At 39.9% G+C, this 21,665-nt stretch carries 19 protein-coding genes; 4 read left to right on the top strand and 15 right to left on the bottom strand.

The features are described 5' to 3' along the window. Positions 1 to 12: 12 nt before the first annotated feature. From ACW0TQ_RS15255 to ACW0TQ_RS15225, 7 genes are all read right to left on the bottom strand, one after another. On the bottom strand, positions 13 to 609 hold the full coding sequence (locus tag ACW0TQ_RS15255) for a YtxH domain-containing protein (protein ID WP_042535502.1): 597 nt from the start codon (positions 607 to 609) through the stop codon (positions 13 to 15). Positions 610 to 628: 19 nt separating this feature from the next. After that, positions 629 to 1,042 (bottom strand): DUF948 domain-containing protein, encoded by a 414-nt coding sequence (locus tag ACW0TQ_RS15250; RefSeq protein WP_042535504.1) that lies wholly within the window; start codon positions 1,040 to 1,042, stop codon positions 629 to 631. A 647-nt stretch (positions 1,043 to 1,689) separates the two neighbouring features. Next, positions 1,690 to 2,985 (bottom strand): UDP-N-acetylmuramate--L-alanine ligase, encoded by a 1,296-nt coding sequence (gene murC / locus ACW0TQ_RS15245; protein ID WP_042535506.1) that lies wholly within the window; start codon positions 2,983 to 2,985, stop codon positions 1,690 to 1,692. Positions 2,986 to 3,574: 589 nt separating this feature from the next. Further along, on the bottom strand, positions 3,575 to 6,166 hold the full coding sequence (locus ACW0TQ_RS15240) for a DNA translocase FtsK (RefSeq protein ID WP_244882409.1): 2,592 nt from the start codon (positions 6,164 to 6,166) through the stop codon (positions 3,575 to 3,577). Between the two features lie 132 nt (positions 6,167 to 6,298). After that, the gene (ytpR, locus tag ACW0TQ_RS15235) at positions 6,299 to 6,904 is read right to left on the bottom strand and encodes a YtpR family tRNA-binding protein (RefSeq protein WP_042535508.1); all 606 of its coding nucleotides are present in this window, start codon (positions 6,902 to 6,904) and stop codon (positions 6,299 to 6,301) included. A gap of 5 nt (positions 6,905 to 6,909) precedes the next feature. Further along, positions 6,910 to 7,725, bottom strand: a complete 816-nt coding sequence (locus ACW0TQ_RS15230) for a DUF1444 domain-containing protein (protein ID WP_332093801.1) — start codon at positions 7,723 to 7,725, stop codon at positions 6,910 to 6,912. 16 nt (positions 7,726 to 7,741) lie between these two features. Then, positions 7,742 to 8,068 (bottom strand): thioredoxin family protein, encoded by a 327-nt coding sequence (locus ACW0TQ_RS15225; RefSeq protein ID WP_332093802.1) that lies wholly within the window; start codon positions 8,066 to 8,068, stop codon positions 7,742 to 7,744. A gap of 674 nt (positions 8,069 to 8,742) precedes the next feature. Between ACW0TQ_RS15225 and ACW0TQ_RS15220 the strand changes: the two genes are divergently transcribed. Next, entirely contained in the window at positions 8,743 to 9,183 is a 441-nt protein-coding gene (locus ACW0TQ_RS15220; protein WP_042535514.1) for a YtoQ family protein, read from the top strand. Between the two features lie 48 nt (positions 9,184 to 9,231). Here the strand turns inward: ACW0TQ_RS15220 and ACW0TQ_RS15215 are convergent, their stop codons facing one another. Beyond that, entirely contained in the window at positions 9,232 to 9,744 is a 513-nt protein-coding gene (locus ACW0TQ_RS15215) for a DUF84 family protein (RefSeq protein WP_042535516.1), read from the bottom strand. A gap of 4 nt (positions 9,745 to 9,748) precedes the next feature. After that, entirely contained in the window at positions 9,749 to 10,813 is a 1,065-nt protein-coding gene (locus ACW0TQ_RS15210; RefSeq protein ID WP_455725806.1) for a M42 family metallopeptidase, read from the bottom strand. Between the two features lie 179 nt (positions 10,814 to 10,992). On the opposite strand from ACW0TQ_RS15210, the gene ACW0TQ_RS15205 reads away from it, so the two are divergent. After that, positions 10,993 to 11,307 (top strand): PepSY domain-containing protein, encoded by a 315-nt coding sequence (locus tag ACW0TQ_RS15205; protein ID WP_042535520.1) that lies wholly within the window; start codon positions 10,993 to 10,995, stop codon positions 11,305 to 11,307. Positions 11,308 to 11,356: 49 nt separating this feature from the next. Here the strand turns inward: ACW0TQ_RS15205 and ACW0TQ_RS15200 are convergent, their stop codons facing one another. After that, positions 11,357 to 12,214, bottom strand: a complete 858-nt coding sequence (locus ACW0TQ_RS15200; RefSeq protein WP_042535522.1) for a YtnP family quorum-quenching lactonase — start codon at positions 12,212 to 12,214, stop codon at positions 11,357 to 11,359. 184 nt (positions 12,215 to 12,398) lie between these two features. Between ACW0TQ_RS15200 and ACW0TQ_RS15195 the strand changes: the two genes are divergently transcribed. Beyond that, positions 12,399 to 12,581 (top strand): hypothetical protein, encoded by a 183-nt coding sequence (locus ACW0TQ_RS15195; RefSeq protein ID WP_042535524.1) that lies wholly within the window; start codon positions 12,399 to 12,401, stop codon positions 12,579 to 12,581. After that, positions 12,578 to 14,047 (top strand): sodium:solute symporter family protein, encoded by a 1,470-nt coding sequence (locus ACW0TQ_RS15190; RefSeq protein WP_289585423.1) that lies wholly within the window; start codon positions 12,578 to 12,580, stop codon positions 14,045 to 14,047. The genes ACW0TQ_RS15195 and ACW0TQ_RS15190 overlap by 4 nt, the downstream gene beginning before the upstream one ends. Positions 14,048 to 14,082: 35 nt before the next feature. Here ACW0TQ_RS15190 and ACW0TQ_RS15185 read toward each other — a convergent pair whose 3' ends face one another. The 5 genes from ACW0TQ_RS15185 to ACW0TQ_RS15165 form a co-directional block, all read right to left on the bottom strand. Continuing rightward, on the bottom strand, positions 14,083 to 14,271 hold the full coding sequence (locus tag ACW0TQ_RS15185) for a hypothetical protein (protein WP_042535527.1): 189 nt from the start codon (positions 14,269 to 14,271) through the stop codon (positions 14,083 to 14,085). A 130-nt stretch (positions 14,272 to 14,401) separates the two neighbouring features. Continuing rightward, on the bottom strand, positions 14,402 to 15,454 hold the full coding sequence (locus ACW0TQ_RS15180) for an FUSC family protein (RefSeq protein ID WP_042535529.1): 1,053 nt from the start codon (positions 15,452 to 15,454) through the stop codon (positions 14,402 to 14,404). A 210-nt stretch (positions 15,455 to 15,664) separates the two neighbouring features. Continuing rightward, positions 15,665 to 17,050: an NAD-dependent succinate-semialdehyde dehydrogenase gene (locus tag ACW0TQ_RS15175; protein WP_212929539.1), complete on the bottom strand. Its 1,386-nt coding sequence runs from the start codon at positions 17,048 to 17,050 to the stop codon at positions 15,665 to 15,667. A 154-nt stretch (positions 17,051 to 17,204) separates the two neighbouring features. Then, positions 17,205 to 18,371, bottom strand: a complete 1,167-nt coding sequence (locus tag ACW0TQ_RS15170) for a hydroxymethylglutaryl-CoA synthase (protein WP_193064351.1) — start codon at positions 18,369 to 18,371, stop codon at positions 17,205 to 17,207. A 203-nt stretch (positions 18,372 to 18,574) separates the two neighbouring features. Continuing rightward, entirely contained in the window at positions 18,575 to 21,661 is a 3,087-nt protein-coding gene (locus tag ACW0TQ_RS15165; protein ID WP_212929538.1) for an AAA family ATPase, read from the bottom strand. Between the last annotated feature and the right edge of the window lie 4 nt (positions 21,662 to 21,665).

Here is a 21,665-nt window from a genome sequence, read left to right as displayed (position 1 = left end):
TGTTTTTAAGTATTATGATTTTTTATTTGCTTCTTTTTTTACTTCATTAACTGCTTGTTTTGTTTCTTTTTTTACTTCTGCTGTTTTTTTAGAAGCAGTTTCTTCTGCCTCTGCTTTTTTATCAGCAGCTTCTTTTTTTACATCTTCTATTTTATCTGATACCTCATCTTTTAAATCCGAAGCCTTATCTTTTGCATCATCCAGCTTCTCACCAGCAGAATCTTTTACATCTTCTGCTTTATCCTGAGCATCATTCAGTTTATCTTCTACGACATCCTTCAAATCAGCCGTTTTTTGTTTTACGCTTTCTGTAAGCTCCTGAGATTTATCTGCAACTGTCTTGGATAAATCAGAAGTTACATCCACTGCTTTCTTCGTTAAATCGGAAGTTGTAGAATAAGCTTTATCTTTCCATTCCACACCTTTTTCCTGAGCTGTTCCTGCTAATTCTGTTGCACGATTTTTCACTTGAACCGCACTATCGTTTAAATCACTGCGCAGTTCTTTACCTGATTTTGGTGCAAGCAACAATGCTGTCGCAGCTCCTACAAAACTTCCTACAAGTGTTCCGATAATAAAATCCTTCGTGTTAATCTGATTGTCTGCCATCCGTATAACCTCCTAAGATTTAATTAGACTTGTGTTTCCGATTATTCCAATACTCAAAAATGGAAGCACCCCATTTTACTGCTTGAGCAGCTTTTTCCTGGTCCTCTTTTGAGTGCTTTGAAATAATATTAGATAATTGCTGTAATGACTTATTAAAGTCTTCTACTGTATCACCTATTCCCTTTGCTCCCTGGATTAAACCATCAAGCTGAGTTGATTTTTGAGTTAAATCAGCTACCAGCCCTTTAGAATCCTGAACAACCTCTCTTGCATCTTCTGTAACTCCGTTTACCTGGTGATTGATTTTCCCTAATGTTTCCCGAACTTCTTCCATTGTTTTCTTTGTGTTGAACACTAAAATAACCGCATAAATCATTAATATGAGCAAGGCTATTATGGCAATTGCCAGTGCACTATAGAGGATAACTCCCATAAACTTATATCACTCCTTTATTTCTTGATTCATCCATATTGATTAAATACGTTTTAAGGGATAGTATGTACTTCATAAAGAGGTTGTCCAAATAACCCGGTAAAAATGTATTGGATAAAACATTGCTTTATCCAGTCTGCAGGAAAACACGATTATTTGGCTCTTTAACATCTGCGGTGAAGTAAACGGCATACTTATCCGTATCACTTTTAGCCCATTCCATACCGGGAGAGCTGGCACCATAATTTATTCTTACCCTGCATAGATAAAGAATAAACTACATTTTCCCTTAAAAGATTTAATCCATATACTTATTGTATCTTATTTTTCCGTTAAAATACAACATCAATCTATATCCAGTATAGAATGCTGCAGCTAACCGCCCTTACATCGAATGAAATTTCATTCAGCAGGTATTTTCGAACAGCTGTCTTTACTGTATTTAAGATACATTGCTTTCATCAATAGTACTGCAAGAATGGCTTATATCTGCCCCTGTGTCGCTGTTTAGCAACGAGAGCCAGTGGAGCCCCGGAAATTCTCTAAGCACTCCATAGACAGCTCTTTAGCCTCTCAGGATAAACGAGATTGCCTGCACACCCACGGCAAATAGAAAAAAGCAGTGAACCGCTTCACTGCTTTTTCATTTAGGCTAGTGTCTCTTCATAGGATTTCTGGAATTTTTGAATATCTCCTGCACCCATGAAAATCAACACGCTATCTTTATATTCTTGTAGCACATTGGTATGCTCTAAATCTAAAATATCACTTTCAGGAATCAAATTTTGCAGATCCTCAATAGTTAATTGACCTGACTGCTCTCGAGCCGACCCAAAAATATCACATAAATAGACTTTATCTGCTTGGTTTAAACTATCTGCAAATTCTTGTAAAAATGTTTTTGTACGTGTAAAGGTATGCGGCTGAAAAATAGCAACCACTTCTTTATTTGGATACTTTTTACGAGCTGATTCAATTGTTACTGCAATCTCCTTAGGATGATGTGCATAATCATCTACAATTACCTGAGAATCAATTGTCTTTTCTGTAAAGCGTCTTTTAACCCCTTTAAAAGAGCTTAATTCCTTCATAAATTCAACTGGAATTCCTTCGTAGTGACAAATCGCTATCACTGCTAGTGAATTTAAAATCGTATGATTTCCAAATGTAGGAATGAAGAAATGCTCATAATAGGTGCTTCGAACATATACATCGAATTCTGTTCCCTGCTCTGTCTCTACCACATTTTTCGCTTGGAAATCATTTGTCTCATTAAAACCATAATAAATAATCGGCACTTTCGTATGAATGCCTTGAAGTTCTTCATCATCACCGCATGCAACAATACCTTTTTTCACGCGATCAGACATAGATTGAAAAGCATCCACTACATCATCTAAGCTTGTAAAATAATCCGGATGATCAAAATCAATATTTGTCATAATCGCATAGTCCGGCTCATAGCTTAAAAAGTGTCTGCGATATTCACAAGCTTCAAAAGCAAAATATTTACTGTCAACATGCCCACGCCCTGTCCCGTCTCCAATTAAATAAGAGATTGGATAAGCACTTTCCAAAACATGTGATAATAATCCTGTCGTTGTCGTTTTCCCGTGTGCACCTGTAACAGCAATACTTGTATACTGCTTCAACCATTCGCCTAAAAACTCATGATACCAATAAAATTTACAACCAAGCTCTCTCGCTTGTTTTATTTCAACATGGTCTTCAGGAAAAGCATTTCCTGCTATAATCGTATAATCTGATTGAATATTATCTTTTGAAAAAGACAGAATAGGAATATGTTTTTCTTCTAATGCCAGCTGTGTGAAAATACGGCTGTCAATATCTGAACCCTGTACTTTCTCACCTGAGTCATGAAGAATTTGTGCTAATGCACTCATCCCTGTTCCTTTAATACCTATAAAATGGTAAGTTGTCATAAAACGAACCTCCAACGTTTTTTCATCCATTCATTTTCATGTCATTTTATTTGTTATCAGCGGCTCTGTGTCAAGATATTATATAACCGCAATCCCATTCAATGGATTATAACAAATAAATAAGTTATTTTAAAGCAAAATTTATTATTTCAAAGCTTTTAAAAGTAAATTCAAGCATTTTAAACATATTTTTTTAAACGAAAGCGTTTGTCCGCCCATTTATTTACATAAAAATGTACTTCCTTTTGCATTTTTGCAAATGCTGGCCGGTGGGGACGAATCATCTCAAGTCCCTATTATCCTTTCTTAACACGTAAAAAAGAAGCACCATTTTCTGTACAGATAGAGAGCCTATATCTCATTCTATACAGATAATGAATAATATGTGCTTTTGCCTTATATTTTCTTTCTCTCTTGAAAAGCTTCCTTTATATTTTAGTAACTTTCCGGAATTATAGCAACTTTTTTAGTTGTCCTTATTTTTGATATGCGGAGAAACAGCATCCGGCAAGCCTTTCTTAACAAACAAAGTGTGAGCTAGTTTATTATAAAGTAACCGTATTTTCACCGCCAAAAAATGAGAGACAGTTTACATACTGTCTCTCTGCGCTTTTGTAATCAAGACCTCTCGCGCACGGCTGCCATTTTGCCCTGAGATAATTCCCCGCTGTTCCAGAGAATCAATTAATCTCGCAGCACGGTTATATCCTATTTTAAAATGCCTTTGCAGGGAAGATGTGCTTGCACTATTTTGATTTAATACAAATTCAATCGCATCTTCCAAGAGATCATCTTCCTCTTCATCTATCTGTACTTGTTCTAATAAATCTTCCTGTTCAAACAGATATTTCGGTTCAGCCATTGATTTTGCATAATTTGCTACTCGTTCAATTTCCTCATCAGACACAAATGGTCCTTGTAAACGAACACTTTTCCCGGCGCCGTTCTCAATCAGGAGCATATCCCCTTTTCCAAGTAACTTTTCCGCACCGCTGGAATCAATAATTGTCCGTGAATCCACTTGGGAAGATACACTAAAAGCAATTCTTGTAGGAATATTTGCTTTGATCAGACCTGTAATAACATCCACAGATGGACGCTGCGTTGCAAGCAGAAGATGAATACCGCATGCTCTTGCTTTTTGCGCAATTCTGCTGATGGCATCCTCCACATCCTGCGGAGACATCATCATTAAATCAGCTAATTCATCAATAACAATCACGATAAACGGCATCTTTTGATCTGCTTTTCCTTCTCGCAGCATTTTTTGATTATACCTGCTTATATCCCGGACCCCTTCATTTACAAAACGATCATAGCGATCCTCCATCTCTGCCACAGCCCATTTCAGACTCTGTGTAGCAGCTTTAACATCTGTGATGACAGGAGAAACAAGGTGCGGGATACCATTATATGGAGCAAGTTCAACCATTTTAGGATCGATTAACAGAATCCGCACATCCTCATGACTGGCATTATAAATTAAGCTGACAAGAATGGTGTTGATACAGACACTTTTCCCCGAACCGGTAGCTCCTGCAATCAAACCATGCGGCATTTTATTAATATCAATTACTTTGGGCATTCCTTCAATAGTCAGTCCCAGCGCCACACTTAAAGGAGACTTATTATCTTTAAAATCATCCGATTCAATTATCCGCTGGATCCCCACCATTTCCGGGTGAAGATTAGGAACCTCGATGCCTACTGTATTTTTACCTGGAATAGGTGCCTCAATACGAATATCCTTCGCTGACATATTTAGTTTTAAATCGTCAGCTAAGTTTTTAATCTTGCTTACCTTGACGCCCATCTCAGGATGCACCTCAAAACGTGTTACAGACGGCCCCTGTGTTGCCTTTACAACTTTTGCTTTGACTTGAAAATGCTTCAATGTCTCTTCCAGTAAATCTTGCTGTTCTATCAGCCATTCTTCATCCTCTTCGGTTGATTTGGCTGCTGGATCGTTTAACAAGTGCAAAGGAACCTCTCTCGGTTCAGGTTCGCTCCGTGAAGGTACAGGTGCAGGTACTATATTCACAGTCGAAGCCATGCTTTCGGAATCTTGATTCGTTGCATGGGTTTCGGCTAATTTTTCCTCTGCCTTGCGCAGCTCGTCCTCGCGTCTTTCATGTGCCTGCTGCAATCGCTGAAAAGTTTCCTCCCGTTTTCGCTGCTCCTGCAAATTTTTCTTATCCCGCGGAGTCATCATTACATTAAAAGCAGTTGAAGCCTGACTTGACCTTTCCTTATTCTGGCTTGGCATCTGGTTTGTTGTATGAATCGGGTTTCTTTTTTGGGAAGTAACATCATTTTCAGTTTCGGTTTTAGGCTCTTCCGGCTCCGGAGGTGTTTCTTGAACCTCATCTTCCTCCGTCTCCAGCATCTCCGCCGTACTGCTGACTTCCTGCTGAACTTCATGCGTTTGTTCTAATATCATATCTTCTGAAAAAGTATCTTGCTGCTTATCTGACGGATCCGCTGTTTCAAAGATATCAGCTTCTTTTCTATCCGAGTGGTGTCCTGTATCTATTGTCGGCAATTCTTCCTTTTTCCTTAACAATGATTCAGTTGACATCATCGTATCTTCTAAGCTGCTCGCTGCTTCATCCTCTTTTTGAAGTTTGGATTCCTTTCTCTGATACGCTGGTATTTCATGAATCAGCTTAGATTCTCTCGACTGAAAGCCATAAATCGGAGAAGGCACCTCTGTCGGCTGAAAAGGAACATCCGGATTTTTCTTATATACTTTTCTTCCCGGGTTATTTTCCGCTTGCGGAGTACTGCGCGCATTACGTGCAGGATACGAAGCTTCTTTTCTGCTTCGGTTCGGCAGCGGGCGATGATTGTCCGGCTTTTTGTCCGCAGTTGTTTCTTTTCTTTGATTATTTTCTCTGTGTGTCCGTCTCTCTCTTCTTTCTTGTACAATATCTTGATTTCTTCTTTTATAACTAGGTTGCTTGTCAACATTCGTTTCTTTTTTTTGATCAACAGTATCTGGAATCACCGGAAACTTAAATGATCGCCCGGAAGGATAATGGTATGTCATTTTTGTCTGTATATTTGGTTGTTTATCAGATTCTTCCTGTTCAACCTCAACAAATTCCTCTACTTCTATTTCCACTTCTTTTGTAAATATGTTTTTGAGCCGTTCTTTCCATTGCTCCCACCACATATGCATTCACTCATTTCCTTAATTGTTCATACTGTTCATTTTAGCAGTTTTTCAAGGGGATTTACATGATTACTGCGATAATTTTTTCGGTTTCCTTTCCTGTTAAAAAATCCCCTGCTCACACAAGGGATTTGAAAGTTAAAATGTAAATTCTTCGCCAATTTGATACGTATCATCCAGTACATAAATGCCTTTTTCCTTCGGCGCATCAGGCAAGCCCAGTTCTTTTTGAGAACAAACCATTCCGTGAGAAGGTACACCTCTTAATTCAGATGCTTTAATTTTCATTCCGGACGGCATCGTTGCTCCTACTTTCGCTACAACGACCTTTTGACCTTCATCGATATTTGGAGCGCCGCAAACAATTTGCAAGGTTTCTTCCCCAACATCAATTTGACATACACTTAATTTGTCCGCATTTTCATGGGCCTGTTTTGACTTTACAAATCCTACTACAAATTTCGGACTCAAATCAAATTCAAGGGGGTCATCTATTCCTTTTCTTTGGAAAAGTGTACGAATTTCCGCTAATAAGCTTTCTTCTAGAGGAATCGCACCGTTTTTTTCATCTAATTGAAAGTAGGTGGAAGCATGAAAAATATTGTAGCCAAGCACTTCTCCATCAGCTGATGTTATTTTAGTGATATCCCCATTCGTTTCTTGCTTTAATTCATAGCGGTTCCCTTCCTTAATAGGAAGAATCAATACATCTCCAATTCCTTGACGGTTATAAAAAACATCCATTTCTTTCACTCCTCATTTTTCTCAGGTCGATTTTTTGCCAGTATAAATACCGGCTCTAATTTTTTATTTTCATAAACAAACGGCAAAGAAGTAATCGGTATTCTGCCATCCGCAAAAAATTTCATTGTCATTTGCGCTAAAATATCATATCCAGATTTATTTTGGATATCTCCTAAAATAAGCACATCCTGATGCGGTACAGCAACAGTTAATTCTCCTTTTGCATTGGCACGCATCTCTTCTAAAAAGGATTCGTTCAGAATACGGCTTGCATCATAACCATCCTGTGTTGCCAAGAAATAAAAATCATTGCCTGCAACCTGATCTGCTTTCGGCTGATAAGATAAAGAGCGGATATTGAAAGATGCTATTTCATCTAATCTTTCCTTAGACCAGCCCTCTTCCTCCAATAAATCCTCATCAATCAAACGGTAAGACTTTCCTAAATCAAGTGCATAGAAAACCCGGGTTTCTGCAGTATGATCTTTATAAATCAACTTCTTCTTTGCCTTTGTTTCTGTCGGGAAGGAAGGGGAACGGAGCACAGGAAAAATCTGCTTTTCCATTCCTTTTAAATGCTGCGTCTGATTCATAATTTTTAACGCTTCATTAACATGCTCCACGATTTCATCAAGGGCTTCCTTCCCCCGGTCATTATATTTAGCAATTAAATTAGGCAATGATACCGTCATGCCTTCGTTCGAGTCCTTCCATTCAATTCGTACAGCATCGTCATCACGCTTGTAGGTCACTCGATAATCAGGGTTCTTCAGTTCATCCTCCAACAGGCGTTTCATCTTAATGCTTGTCATTTTTGCCATACAAATGCCTCCCTACCTATTTAGCAAGCCCGTCTAAAAAGGATTCGATTTCTTCTTGTGTTTTCCGGTCTTTACTTACAAATCTGCCCAGTTCTTCCCCTTTTTCAAACGCCAGAAAGCTAGGAATACCATAGACATCATATTCCTGACAGAGCTCGATAAAGTTATCCCGATTTACTTCTACAAATTGAAATTGTGAATAAGCCTCTTCTATTTCAGGCAAAATCGGTTCAATCACGCGGCAATCCGGGCACCATCCTGCCGTAAATAAAAAGACAACCGGGCCTTCTTGAATATACGTATTAAATTCCTCTGTATTTTGTAATTCTTTCATTTTATACATCCTTTCTTTACTCCTATCATAGCTTGCCACACATATTCTTTCAATTATGTTACCTTGTTTCCATATTATTTGAATTTTGATTTTTATCGTTCATTTTTCAAATAAGATAAAACAATAACATCACTTGGTCTTTAAATATCGGTGTTTTTGCCAGAGTGATACCCCCTGCGACGGGTTATGGCGGGGTGAGTAATCACCAATGTTGTCAGGTTAATGCGGCCGCTGCAGAAAAACACTACGCTTTCCGTGGGCTTGAGCTCAGCCTCCTCAAAAAAAGAAGTTCGCTTTTTTCTGCGGGGTCTTCCCTACGCGCTTTCCCACAGGAGTCTCCGTGTTTTTCCTTCGCTAGTTAGTCTTATTACTATCTACTAGAATCAAATATAATTTTTATAAACTCATTAACCTGAAAACATTGGTAATCACATTCCCATAGGTAACACACAGAGACTATTGGTCAGCTAAGAACGTCACGTCCTGTGGTCTGTGGTCAACAACCGGCACTACAACGTCCTGTCCGTCGTGGGAAGCGCAGTGTATTTCTGAGGTTGCGAACGCACCCCATAAAATCCATTAGGGCGGTAGCTATAAATCATTTCTATACAATAATCAAATAACTTAACAAGTTTAGGAAAAACATTTACTATTAAAGATACCATTGATTGGGAGGGATTGGAATGAATTTAACAGTTTATCTTGCTGGACAAATTCATGATAATTGGAGAGAAGATGTTAAAAAGCTTGCGGAAGAAAAAAAGCTGCCGCTGACATTTGTATCTCCGCAGACAAATCATGACCGTTCAGATGATATCGGAGAAGCAATCTTAGGAAAACAGCCCGGTAATTTTTATCGTGACGATGCTGCTTCCAGTGTTAACAATTTTCGGACACAGGTATTAATGCAGAAATCAGATATTGTGATTGCTTTATTCGGCGAAGAATATAAACAATGGAATACAGCGATGGATGCAAGTACAGCCATAGCTTTAGGAAAGCCGACGATTATTATTCGTCCGGAAAAATTAATTCATCCTTTAAAAGAACTTTCCAACAAAGCAAATATTACAGTGGAAACCGTGGAACAAGCATTAGATGTTATTGGTTATATCTACGAATAATGATTTTCTCAAACAAAAAACAGGCTCTATCGCCTGTTTTTTGTTTGATTATTTTTGCCCCGCAAAATCATACTGCCCTTTCAGAAGCTGTACAACATGTGTAAACATACTTTCTCTTGATATCAGGTTATTCGTAAAGATACCAATAGCTCCTTCCTGGCTGCGGACATTTTCTTTCTTGGTATAGGCATCCATCACCGTACTTAATTCCCCGGCTTTTTTAAGTGCTTCCTCAATTTCTTTTGGGAGGGCAATCCTTGCACCACTGGCAGTATATAATGTGCCATCCGCTGCAGCCAGCGCTCCCCAGTTACAGAGAAATAATGTATCGTCCACATACATGACGCCTCCTTCTAAGCCAATTCCAATAGCATCAGCACTTCCTGCAGCACATGCCTTCGCACGATTCACCGCGCCAATCCGCGTCTCCTCATCTGAAAAAGGCTGGGCAGACACTTTAGACGGGACTTCCCTCGAGCTTAGCTCCAGTTCTGGAAAAACATTTCGGACAGCCTGGATTTTAGTTGGGTTTTTCGAGCCGACAATAACTGTTTTCTGCATTTCATTAACCCTGATGCAATGCGGAAACAACTGTTTCGTCTGTTGTTTTAACAAGTTTTGTAATTAATTCTTTTGCTGCGGCATAATCATCTACATGAATAATCGATGCTGATGTATGAACATACCTGGAGCATATCCCTACAACCGCAGAAGGAACGCCATCGCCTGTTATATGAACACGCCCTGCATCTGTACCGCCTGGAGAAACAAAGTATTGATACGGGATATCATTTGATTCCGCTGTGTCCAGAACAAATTCGCGCATGCCTTTATGCGTAATCATTGTGCGGTCAAAAATACGCAATAAAGCTCCTTTTCCCAGCTGGCCAAATGCCTTTTTATCCCCTGAAGCATCATTAGCCGGTGAAGCATCTAATGCGTAAAAAATATCCGGTTTGATCATATTGGCCGCTACCTGTGCTCCGCGTAATCCAATCTCTTCCTGTACTGTTGCACCAGAATAAAGCTGATTTGGCAGGGTTTCCCCTTGCAGTTCTTTTAAAAGCTCGATAGCCAGCCCGCAGCCGTAGCGATTATCCCAAGCTTTTGCCAAGATCTTTTTCTCGTTGGCCATCGGTTCAAACGGTGTAACCGGAACAATGGTATCTCCCGGACGAACGCCGATATTTGCGACATCCTCTTTATCATCCGCCCCAATATCAATCAGCATATTTTTTATTTCCATCGGTTTGCTGCGCTGTGCTTCAGTTAATAAATGCGGCGGAACAGAAGCAATCACTCCCGTAACCGGTCCATTTTTTGTCATTACCTGAACACGCTGAGCCAGCATAACCTGGCTCCACCAGCCGCCTAAAGTCTGAAAACGGAGCATGCCATTATCTGTAATCTGTGTTACCATAAAGCCGACCTCATCCATATGTCCAGCCACCAAGACAGTAGGACCTTTACCGTGCTTTACTCCAAATACGCCCCCCAGATTATCCTGAATGATTTCATCCGAATATTTCTCCAATTCCTTTTTCATAAATTGGCGAACGGCATGCTCATTCCCTGAAGCTCCCTGTAATTCCGTTAAATTCTTAAATAATGCCAGTGTTTCTTTATTCATGTAAAGCCTCCTATATACAGTTAGTATATCCGTAAAAATAGATCTTCAATATTGCAAGTATACCCGAAAAAGCCCAATCCTTTCCAGTACCGGTGTTCAATTATTTGTATTTCTCTCACCGTATGCGATATACTACAAACAAAGCAGACATTGAATCTTACTAAACAGAGGTGAATAAATTGAGCAAAAGAAAGGTATTACTTGCAGCTGCATTTGGTATTGCAATCGGTTATATCGCACGTCAACAGGTTAACAATCAAATGAAAGTTACTCCTGAAAAAGCATTGAATCATGCCAAAGAAATGTTTAAACGCCAAGGTCCTATCAGTGGCTCCTGGATTTATATGAAACCGGAAGAATTAGAAAGAAACGGACTGCTTTATGATGTATACCGCGGTGGTGTAACTAGAAATATCGATGGTACGAATAAACAATATGATTTCTATGTAGACATAGAAACTGGTGCTGTTATAGATACAGAAGCAGCAGTATAATATACTTTGTTAATAAGCAGCCTTCCTTTTTGGAGAAGGCTGCTTTTTCTTAATCATAAGAATATCGCAACCTCTCCACGTGATCTATTTTCTCTCCAGCCTCATTAAACCTGACTGCCCGGTAATAAGCATCATGATAAAACGTAAACCAGACCTTTTCCTTATAACCCGCTTCCATCCAATATTCTTTTTGTAATACAGATTGAACTGGATAATCATCATATGCAAGCGCCCATAATTTATTTTGATGTGCATGTGTCGGCATAATATCTGCCATATGTATGAAGCCTTGCTCTCCTTCCCGGAAACGAATGATAGCATGCCCCTCACTATGGCCCCCGGTATGAACCATTGTTAAACCCGGCAATACCTCAATTTTTTCACGAAACGGATAAACCTGATCAACTACCGGCCTCCAATTCTTCTCCCAGTATGTATTTATTGAACGGATATTCGGCTGCTGCATCTCATTCCATTCTATTTGGGAAACAAAAATTTTTGCATTTTTAAAGACAGATTCGTATTTTTCCTCACCAACTAGTTTTGTTAAGCCGTTCGCATGATCATAATGAAGATGTGTCATTAATACGATATCAATATCGTTCACTGTAAGCTCTAATTCAGATAAGGATGCTTCTATATTTGTTTCTTCCAATACTCCGAAATTTCTTTTTTGTTTATCAGATAATTTATTTAAGCCGATTCCTGTATCAATAAGTAAATTAGACCCATCTAATTCAATTAAAATCGGGTCTGTTCGAAGTTCAATTTGATTTTTATCGTTATGCGGATATTTTTTCGCCCATAAAGCCTTGGGAACGACACCAAACATTGAGCCTCCGTCCAAATGTGTAACGCCCCCATTTAGCCAGGTAAGTTTCGCACTGCCGATCTGTAAGGTTTCCATCTTTTCCCTCCTTTTTCTTAAGTTTAGCTGATAAAAAGCTTTGTTGCAACCGTTTCCAAAAATAGGTTATTATTTGCGTCTTAAATAATGTGGCAAATTTATGAACAATCTGCTATGATTGTTAGCGAATTCACATTCTTTCTATTGTGAATTATATCACATTAAAATATATGGAGGCAGGCTTATGAAGGAAAAAAACGCAGCAATTATTATCGGCATTATCGTTCTTGCCGCTTTTACCATCCCTTTTGTACTTTTAAGTCATGTTGAAAAATGGTATGGGAGCTTTCTGTTCTGGCTGATGTTAACTTTCATCGTCATCGGACTTAATGCCATACTAACAAAAGATTGGAGCAATGAAGAATGAATGTATCACTGATTTGGTGGGGATTAGGAATTTATATTGTTATCTCTCTTTTTATCGCTTTTTTATCGCGAACTGGCAAACAGACAAATATGGGCGCTTATTTTCTTGGCGATCGTAAGCTGGGCGGTTTTGTTTCCGCATTAAGCTACAGCGCTACAACATACAGCGCATTTATGCTGGTCGGCTTAGCAGGGCTTACCTATCGTGGCGGAGTTGGCGCGCTTGGTTTTGAACTGATCTATTTAATGGGTGTGTCGTTAATTGCATTTTTTGGTCCCCGTTTTTGGATTGTCGGAAAAAAATATGGTTATATTACACCATCTCAAATGATTGGCGACCGTTATCAAAGCAGGGCTTCTGCCATTGCGATTGCCGTCAGCAACTGTCTTTTTTTAATACCCTACAGTGCTGTACAGTTAGCTGGAGTAGGATATCTGCTGCAGGGCGTATCAAACCAGCAAATCTCTTTCAGCACCGGCGTTATTATCGCTGTTGTTTTAGCACTCTTTTTTGCATACATAGCCGGAATCCGCTCTGTGGCCTGGACAGACTCGCTGCAGTCCTTATTTATGATTATCGGTTCAACCTTAGTTGTACTCTTTTTAGTCCGCGAACTTGGCGGATTTTCGGGCTTCTTTGAGCAGCTGGAAGGTCATCATCCAGAAATGCTGACAGTGCCTGGCAATGGATATTTCAGCTTCTTAACATTTATCGGGTTAACCATTCCCTGGTTTTTCTTTAGTATTTCAAATCCGCAGGTCAGTCAGCGTCTGTTTATGCCAGCTTCTTTGAAAAGCATGCGGCGTATGTTATTAGGCTTTATGATTTTTGGCTGTATCTATACACTGGTATCTATATTTTGGGGGTATTCCGCTTTCTTATTAGAGCCTGGTCTAGACAACGCTGATTTAGCTACACCCGTTGTACTGACCTCATCAGCTGTACCTTCTGTTTTAGCTGTTATTGTCATGGTAGGTATTATTGCTGCCGCTGTTTCGACGATAGACTCGATTCTGCTTACATTATCCTCAATGTTCGCGAAGGATGTTTACGGAAATATTCGCAAAGGGACAACAGATCAGGTCCAGCTTCGCATCGGGAAATTTATTATACCTGTTATTGCTCTGCTGGCTTACCTATTTGCAGAATTACAATTAGATTTAATCGCCGTTCTGTCCGTTGCTTCTTCTGCCGGCTTAATTGTTGTTGTCCCGACAATTATCGGCGCTTTCTTTTGGAAAAGAGGCACCGCCGCTGCTGTATTGGCAAGCACCATTATTCCCGGCGCACTTGTTCTGATATTAGAACTGCTGCAGACAAAGCCGTTAGGAATGGCTTCTGGTTTATGGGGACTGAGCCTGTCCTCCCTGCTATTTGTCGGTGTCAGTATATTCACGAAAGCCCCTGAAGAAAAAGCAAACGAATTTATTGGCTATATTAAGGAAAATCTTCATCGTAAAAAATAATAAAACAGCGTGTAGACACGAACCTACACGCTGTTTTATGTTAATGAAGCAAGCATTTGACGCTGCTGCTCCTTCACAATCTCCATTTGTTCTTCTATTTGTTTTTGTGTTTCTTCCTGCATATACTTTTGTTTACTTTCCAGGAGCGTTTGATACGCATTTTCATATTTTTCATACATATAATATAAATTTTCTAATTCATGATGAGATAAAAAACGGACCAATTCCATCCTCCCCTTTTCTCTGTATACTATTACTACTATATGCAAAAAAGGGAGGTTTTATACCTGTTTTATGTGGCTCTTGACAAAATAGCAAAGGAGACTGTGCTGCCACAATCTCCTTTGCTTCTACTTATTCCTCTTCTTCATGTAATCCTTTTTTACGCACATACTTTTCTAACTTATCCAACTCATAGAAAAGCTCGACAATACTATTCGCAACAGGAAAAACATAATGCCATTTTTCATAGTCTGTTCCTTGCAGTGCATCAATTAAATTATTGATCGTTACGCTCATCGCATTTTTCGTCTCTTTTTGCAGGTCCCTGTCCAGGACGATGCGATCTTCATACATAAGAAAGACATTTTCACTATAGTTATTGATCTCACTGACCAGCTTTTTAATTAAGAAAGACTTGCCGGCAGCCATTTGTTCAATTTCTTTTAAATTTTTTTCCAGCTCTACGATCAGCGTATGCTTCTTTCGCAATACCTGTATCATTTGCTTATAAATGACAATGCTGCGGAAAAAAGATCTGCGCTTCCGGATAAACAGTCTATTTTTCTCATCCGTAATGATATCAAAATAATCTCTTATTTTATTAATTTGTTTCTCCACATTTCTTTCTTCGTCCCGGATTTGCGGGACACTCATCGTATTACTCGGGATAACTCGCAGAAGAAAATGAGAACTTTCACTGGCTTCCTTAATCATCTGAAACAAAATCTTTTGATGATTCGGAGGATTAACAAATACATTCACGATAAATGCGGAAACCACCCCGATTGCAACAAGTGATACTCGAGATAAAATATATACAAAATTAATATGATCGCCCTGGCTGGCCACCATCATACTGACGATGGTTAATACGGTTAAATTTACTGTTTTGGTCAATCCCAGTTTTATATTAATTGCAATCGATAAAATAACTACTGCTCCAACCGAAATCGGATGGCTGCCAAGCAAAAATACTCCCAATATGGCGAGTGTTGCACCGACAGAGTTTGCAATAACTACTTCTTTAATATAATTAAATGATCGCATGATAGACGGCTGCATTGCTATTACAGATGCAATTGCTGCAATAACGGCATATTCCATATCGAATATACGTGTAATCAATAACGTTAAGGTTACTGCCAACCCTGTTTTTAACATCCTGGGACCAATATTAAATTCCATTCATCTGCACCTCTCTAGAAGTAGTATACAGGTTTCCTTCAAACATGTCATCAGAAAAAGGCAAGCAGATTATCTGCTCCGCCTTTCTCTGCATAAATATTTCCGGCGGGGCGAATAACCGCTATCCCAGCCCCAGGATATTCTGGTAAAAACATGTGACAACTACTTCTTTTCTTTATAAAACCTTAGATAAGCAGCTGTCTGCGTGCCTTACAGCTGAATCGATAAATATTTTACTTCAACATACTCATCAATTCCGTGATGACCGCCTTCCCGTCCAAGGCCGCTTTCTTTAAACCCTCCGAATGGGGCCTGTGCCGTTGATGGAGCACCATCATTAATACCGACGATTCCATACTCTAACTGTTCACTGACCTCAATTGCAGTCGTAAGGTTTTCTGTAAATAAATAGGCTGCCAATCCATAAGGTGAATTATTCGCACGTTTAACGACTTCTTCCTTCGTCTGAAATGTCGTAATCGGCGCTAACGGTCCAAATGTTTCTTCCTGCATACATACCATTTCATCGTTTACATTGGTTAAAATGGTCGGACCGAAAAATAAATCTTCCTTTTCTGTTTTGTTACCTAACAGCTTTTCTGCCCCTTTATCTAGTGCATCCTCTATATGATGTTTTACTTTTTCAACTGCAGATTTGTCAATCAAAGGACCAATATCCACACCTTCTTCTAAGCCGTCTCCAACCTTAAGCTGTGCAACCTTTTCTTTAAATGCCTTGGCAAATTCTTGTTCAATCGATTCGTGAACATAAATCCGGTTGGCACATACACAGGTTTGCCCGGCATTGCGATATTTAGAAGCAACCGCCCCGTTTACCGCTTTTTCAATATCCGCATCGCCCATAACAATCAATGGTGCATGACCGCCAAGCTCCAGAGAGAGTTTCTTCACTGTTTCCGCTGATTTTTGCATGAGTGATTTTCCTACCTCTGTAGAACCCGTAAACGATATTTTTCGAACACGCTCATCCGCCATCCACGCATCACTGATTTCACCTGAGCTTCCAGTAACGATTTGCAGTACACCTTCTGGAATACCTGCTTCTACCGCAAGCTCTCTCAGGCGGATAGCGGTTAGAGGGGTGGCACTGGCTGGTTTTACTACCGCTGTACAGCCGGACGCTAATGCCGGAGCAACTTTCCGTGTAATCATTGCTGCCGGGAAGTTCCATGGTGTAATCGCTGCGATAACCCCTACCGGCTGCCGGCTAACTACGATGCGTTTATCACTTGCCGTTGCCGGGATTGTTTCACCGTAAAGTCTTTTTCCTTCTTCTGCATACCAGGAAATAAAGCTATTCGCATACCGGATTTCACCTGTTGCTTCCTTCAACGGTTTTCCCTGCTCTATTGTCATGATTCTGGCCAGCTCTGCTTCATGCTCTTCCACAAGTGCATACCATTTATTCAACAAAGCACTTCTTTCATAGACAGATTGCTTCGACCAGTCCTGAAAAGCTTGATATGCCTTATCAACGGCTTCCACTGCTTCTTTCTTGCCTCCTTTTAAGACTGTATCGACTACTTCGCCTGTTGCTGGATTTGTTACTTCAATAACTTCATTATTTTTCGTCATTAAAACACCTTCCAACTTTCATGATATGTTTAACTCTACCCCGATTATACATTTTAAAGACATTCATTTCACATAATTCATGCTGAAAATGTCTTAAAGTTGTCACGAAAAAAACTCCTGAACAGGTTTTATTTTGTCCAGGAGTTTTTTCTTATTATTTAACTGCATAGCTGCGGATATGATCTTTCACACCGGCTAAACAGATTTTTGCCGGATCTTCATTCACATTTAACTTTTTTTCACTTCCGTCTGTTGGAAGTGCTTCTTCAAATACTTTTTCATATGCTGCCACAGAAATGCATTCTCTGTTGTCAAACATTGCTTGATGCGACGCTGTCTGCAAGTGCTTTTTAAAGCCGTTCTGAAGCTTGCCGGACAAGAATTCGCCAACCGCTCCGGATCCATAGCTGTACAAGCCGATGGTATCTCCTTCTTTTAAGTCATCCTGATTTTCTAATAATGAAATCAGACTGAGATAAAGAGAGCCTGTATAGATATTTCCTACATTACGATTGTATTTTGTACTGATTTGATAATTGTTTTTCAACCGTTCCTGTACTGCTTCAGGCGCGTCTTCAATCACTGTACGAAGTGCTTTCCAGCCCATTTTGGTATATGGTAAATGAAAAGCGATAGCTGCAAAATCCTCCAGGCTTCTTCCTGTTTGTTCTTGATAATCTTTCCATACTTTTTGGAAGAAAGCTATATACTGTTCGTTGGAGTATTTTCCATCTACAAAAGCCGTAGAAGAATATACCGGTCTCCAGAAGTCCATAATATCCTCTGTGTAATACGTGCTTTCACTTTCCAGCTCCAGCAATCTTGGCTCAGCACTTACCAAAATAGCAACTGCACCGGCGCCTTGTGTTGATTCGCCAGGTGTATTCAAACCGTAGCGGGCAATATCAGATGCCAAAATAAGTACTTTCTTATCCGGATGCAGTGCAATATGCCCCTTTGCCATTTGTATTCCTGCTGTTGCGCCATAGCAGGCCTGCTTCATTTCTACAGAACGAGCTTTGGGATTCAGACCTAATAATTGATGTACATACACAGCTGCTGACTTGGAATGGTCCACGCCAGATTCTGTTCCAAAAATGACTAAATCAATTGCATCTTTATCTTCCCTGTCCAAGATTTGTTCTGCTGCATTAGCAGCCAAAGAAACAGGGTCCTGTGTGATTGGCGGGACAGCCATTTCGTCTTGTCCCAGACCAATTGTAAATTTCCCCGGGTCGATTCCCCGCGCTTCTGCTAAATCATTCATATCTACATACAGATGTGGTGCATAAAACCCCAGCTTATCAATTCCAATCTTCACGATGATTCCTACCTTTCTCCCTGCTGTTCATTCAGGCTCTTTAAAAGCCCTATACTAAAATATTTTTAGAGGTACTATAAAAATTATTGTCGAAAAATATAATAATTAAATGATAATACAGGGGTTGTTTAAATAGCAAATAATATAGTTATTTTTAGCTAATCCATTATAGAAGTCACACAGATAGATACCTTGACAGCTTCTTATTTCACGACGATTTCCGTTTTACTGCAGCCCTCTTTTGTTTTATGAACCTCAATTGCTGCCGGAAAGACATCCTTCAGCTCCTGAACATGCGAAATGATGCCAATCATTCTTCCGGATTGCTGCAGCTGAATCAGTGCGTCAATTGCCTTCCGCAGAGACTCTTCATCCAGCGACCCAAATCCTTCATCGATAAACATCGTTTGGATCACAATATTCCCCTGAAAGCTTTGGATAACATCGCTCATTCCCAGAGCAAGGCATAAAGAGGCATGGAATTTCTCTCCTCCAGATAATGTTTTTACATCCCTGGTCTGCCCTGTGTACTGATCATAGACGTCTAATCCTAAGCCGCTCTGTTTTCCACGTGCTTCCTGGCGATCACTTCTTGTCAGATAAAATTGACCATTCGATAGGTCATTTAAGCGTAAATTAGCAGCCTCGATAATTTGATCTAAATATTCCATCTGCAGATACCGTTCAAAAGATACCTTTTTAGGATTTTGTCCACGCAGCGTATCATATAAATCTGTAACGAGCATTCTTTTCTGTTCTATATCCGCCGATTGGTGATGGAACTCCTGCAGCTGATCCACGTAGAATGTCATATCCTTTTTCTCCTGCTGCAGCCGCTGTAATTTTTCAAGACTGGCTGTTGTTTTCTGCTTCCATTTTTCTAACACAGCTTCAATTTCGTATACATCCTGCTTCGACTGACCTTCCAGCTTCTGCTGAAGCTCGGAAATTTGCTTTTCTAATTGATAGCCCTTTTTTTCATATTCAGAGAGCCTCTGTTTAACGGATTGATACGTTGCTTCCTCCCATTTTGCTTCTTGATACCCTTTTTCAGTAAAATCTGCCTGCTCCAATTTCTCTTGAAAGGTCTTCTTCAGATTATCTGCTTTCTGCTTCATTTTCGCCTGGTTTTCTCTAAGGTGGTGCACATCAGCCGTCCACTTTGTGAATGCTTCATGGACTTTCTGATAATTCTCCTGCACCTCTACCCAGCGTTGTTCAAGCTGCTGTTTTTTTGTTTTTAAATGGGTTATTTCAGCTTCTAATTGGGAAAGAACGCGCAGGTTTTCCGGTATTTGAATCAATTGCTGCTGATAGACAGCCTCTTTACTGTGATAATCCGATTGCAGCCGGCTGGCCTGATTGGTCTTTTCATTCCATTCCACTTCTCTTTGCTTTTGTTCCTGACGCTCCCGTGCTAATTCTTTTTTACAATCTGATAAACGGATTTTAGATTGCTTGAGGCGATCCTCTTCCGCTTTTTTCTTTTTTCCTCTTTCAACGATGTCCTGATAGCTCTGTTCCGGGTCAGTAAATACGAATTCATGCTGTGCGAGTTCCTCTTCCAATCCTTTTCTTTCTGATTGATACGCTTTCAGGTTGGCTGTTTGCTCCCGCCAGTCTGTTTCCTTCTTCTCCATCAGCTTTTTCGCTTGTTCCAGCTCTTCCTTACTGACTTCCGCTTCCTTCGTTGCTGCTGGTGACGGATGTTCTAAGCTTCCGCAGACGGGACAGGCTTCTCCATCATGCAGGTGAACAGCCAATACATGCGCCTGATTAGCAAACCAAGCCTGCTCAAGCCGATTGTAAGCCTCTTTTTCCTGCAGATAAACATCCTCTGTACGTTTAACCTCTGTCTCACTTTTTTGCACCTGTGCCGTTTTTTCTTTATATTTTTTCATCAGCATTGCTTGTTCACGCAGTATTCTTAACGCTTCTTTTACGGTGTCCAGCTTGTCTGCCTCTTTATCTAGTACCTGTTCTTCCTGCTCTAAACGATCTATTTGTTTACTTTTTGTTTCACGTAGCGCTTTTAATTTTTCCAGCTGTTCATTCCCTTGCTTTAATTGTGCCGCAAGCTTTTGAATCTCCTGCTTTTTCCCTTCTAATTCTTTAACAACAGGAAGAAATTGTTCTAAGCGGTTTACTTCAATCGAAAGCTTCTCGCGCTTTCCTGCATTTTCCTGTTCTTTTTTAAAATCAGCTTCTGCCTGCTGCTTTTGCTTTTCCATGGTGTCCTTCTGCGCTTCCAGCTGCTGCAGGTGTTTGTTTCCTTCTTCGAGTTCTTTCCAAGCTTCATCCTTTTGCTGCTCATAAGGAATAATCAGCTTCGCCTGTTCAGCAGCAGACAAACCTTTCTTTAAAGCTTCCATTTCCTGTGCTTGTTCTTTCCATATGGCAAGATTCTTTTGATAGGTTTCTAATTCCAAAAAACGCTCATTGATCTGTTTGACTTGGAACAAATGGTTTTGCGTGAGCTCCTGCTGCTTTGTTGCTTCTTTATAATGAGCATCTTCTTCTGTATACACTGCTTCATTTTTCTTAAGCTCTGTTTCTAAAGCTTCTATAATTTGATTCGTATTGACATGCTCTCTATCTGCCAACTCACGGATTTCGGCGTCATCTGGAAGGTCTAAGGAAAATATTTGCGTCCGCAGCTGCTCCATACGGTTGAGAATACGCTGATTTTCTTTTTCTAATTTTGCTTTCTTCTCCCGGAGCAGTTCATTCATATATTTATAATGCGCGGTTCGGAACAAACGTCTCAGGATTTCTTCTTTATTTTCTGTATCAGAAGTTAACAGTTTTCGAAACTCCCCTTGTGGAAGCATTACAATCTGCTTAAATTGATCTGGAGTCAAACCAATAATATCTTCTATTTTTTGGTCAATTTCGCTTACCATTTGTCTGTCTACGCACGGCGATTCTCCATCTGGCCGCACTTCGTAAAATTCGCATTTATCTCCTGTTTTACTCTTATTTCCTTTTTTCACATGACCCAGCTGCCGGAAAATACGATACGTTTTATCTTGTATTTGAAAAATAAGCTCCGCAGAAGTATGTACGTTTTCATCTGCAAAATCACTGCGAAGCATACGCTGGTCTTCCCGGTCAGATCCGCTTGCTTTTCCATATAATGCAAAGGCTATCCCATCAAATAACGTCGTCTTTCCTGCCCCGGTTTTTCCGGAAATGACAAATAATGTGTTCCCTTGCAGTTTAGAAAAATCGATTACTTCTTTTTCCTTATAGGGCCCAAAAGCATGTAATGTTAATTGTAAAGGCTGCATTCTC

The organism is Oceanobacillus sp. M60, from assembly GCF_053839645.1.
The sequence above is the reverse complement of the archived record's forward strand: the minus strand, read 5'-3'. Positions and strand labels throughout refer to the sequence as shown.

Bases quoted from the DNA above. Each gene is read 5' to 3' on its own strand.
- ACW0TQ_RS15255 (WP_042535502.1), bottom strand. From the start codon at position 609: ATGGCAGACAATCAGATTAACACGAAGGATTTTATTATCGGAACACTT.
- ACW0TQ_RS15250 (WP_042535504.1), bottom strand. From the start codon at position 1,042: ATGGGAGTTATCCTCTATAGTGCACTGGCAATTGCCATAATAGCCTTG.
- murC (WP_042535506.1), bottom strand. From the start codon at position 2,985: ATGACAACTTACCATTTTATAGGTATTAAAGGAACAGGGATGAGTGCA.
- ACW0TQ_RS15240 (WP_244882409.1), bottom strand. From the start codon at position 6,166: ATGCATATGTGGTGGGAGCAATGGAAAGAACGGCTCAAAAACATATTT.
- ytpR (WP_042535508.1), bottom strand. From the start codon at position 6,904: ATGGATGTTTTTTATAACCGTCAAGGAATTGGAGATGTATTGATTCTT.
- ACW0TQ_RS15230 (WP_332093801.1), bottom strand. From the start codon at position 7,725: ATGGCAAAAATGACAAGCATTAAGATGAAACGCCTGTTGGAGGATGAA.
- ACW0TQ_RS15225 (WP_332093802.1), bottom strand. From the start codon at position 8,068: ATGTATAAAATGAAAGAATTACAAAATACAGAGGAATTTAATACGTAT.
- ACW0TQ_RS15220 (WP_042535514.1), top strand. From the start codon at position 8,743: ATGAATTTAACAGTTTATCTTGCTGGACAAATTCATGATAATTGGAGA.
- ACW0TQ_RS15215 (WP_042535516.1), bottom strand. From the start codon at position 9,744: ATGCAGAAAACAGTTATTGTCGGCTCGAAAAACCCAACTAAAATCCAG.
- ACW0TQ_RS15210 (WP_455725806.1), bottom strand. From the start codon at position 10,813: ATGAATAAAGAAACACTGGCATTATTTAAGAATTTAACGGAATTACAG.
- ACW0TQ_RS15200 (WP_042535522.1), bottom strand. From the start codon at position 12,214: ATGGAAACCTTACAGATCGGCAGTGCGAAACTTACCTGGCTAAATGGG.
- ACW0TQ_RS15195 (WP_042535524.1), top strand. From the start codon at position 12,399: ATGAAGGAAAAAAACGCAGCAATTATTATCGGCATTATCGTTCTTGCC.
- ACW0TQ_RS15190 (WP_289585423.1), top strand. From the start codon at position 12,578: ATGAATGTATCACTGATTTGGTGGGGATTAGGAATTTATATTGTTATC.
- ACW0TQ_RS15180 (WP_042535529.1), bottom strand. From the start codon at position 15,454: ATGGAATTTAATATTGGTCCCAGGATGTTAAAAACAGGGTTGGCAGTA.
- ACW0TQ_RS15175 (WP_212929539.1), bottom strand. From the start codon at position 17,050: ATGACGAAAAATAATGAAGTTATTGAAGTAACAAATCCAGCAACAGGC.
- ACW0TQ_RS15165 (WP_212929538.1), bottom strand. From the start codon at position 21,661: ATGCAGCCTTTACAATTAACATTACATGCTTTTGGGCCCTATAAGGAA.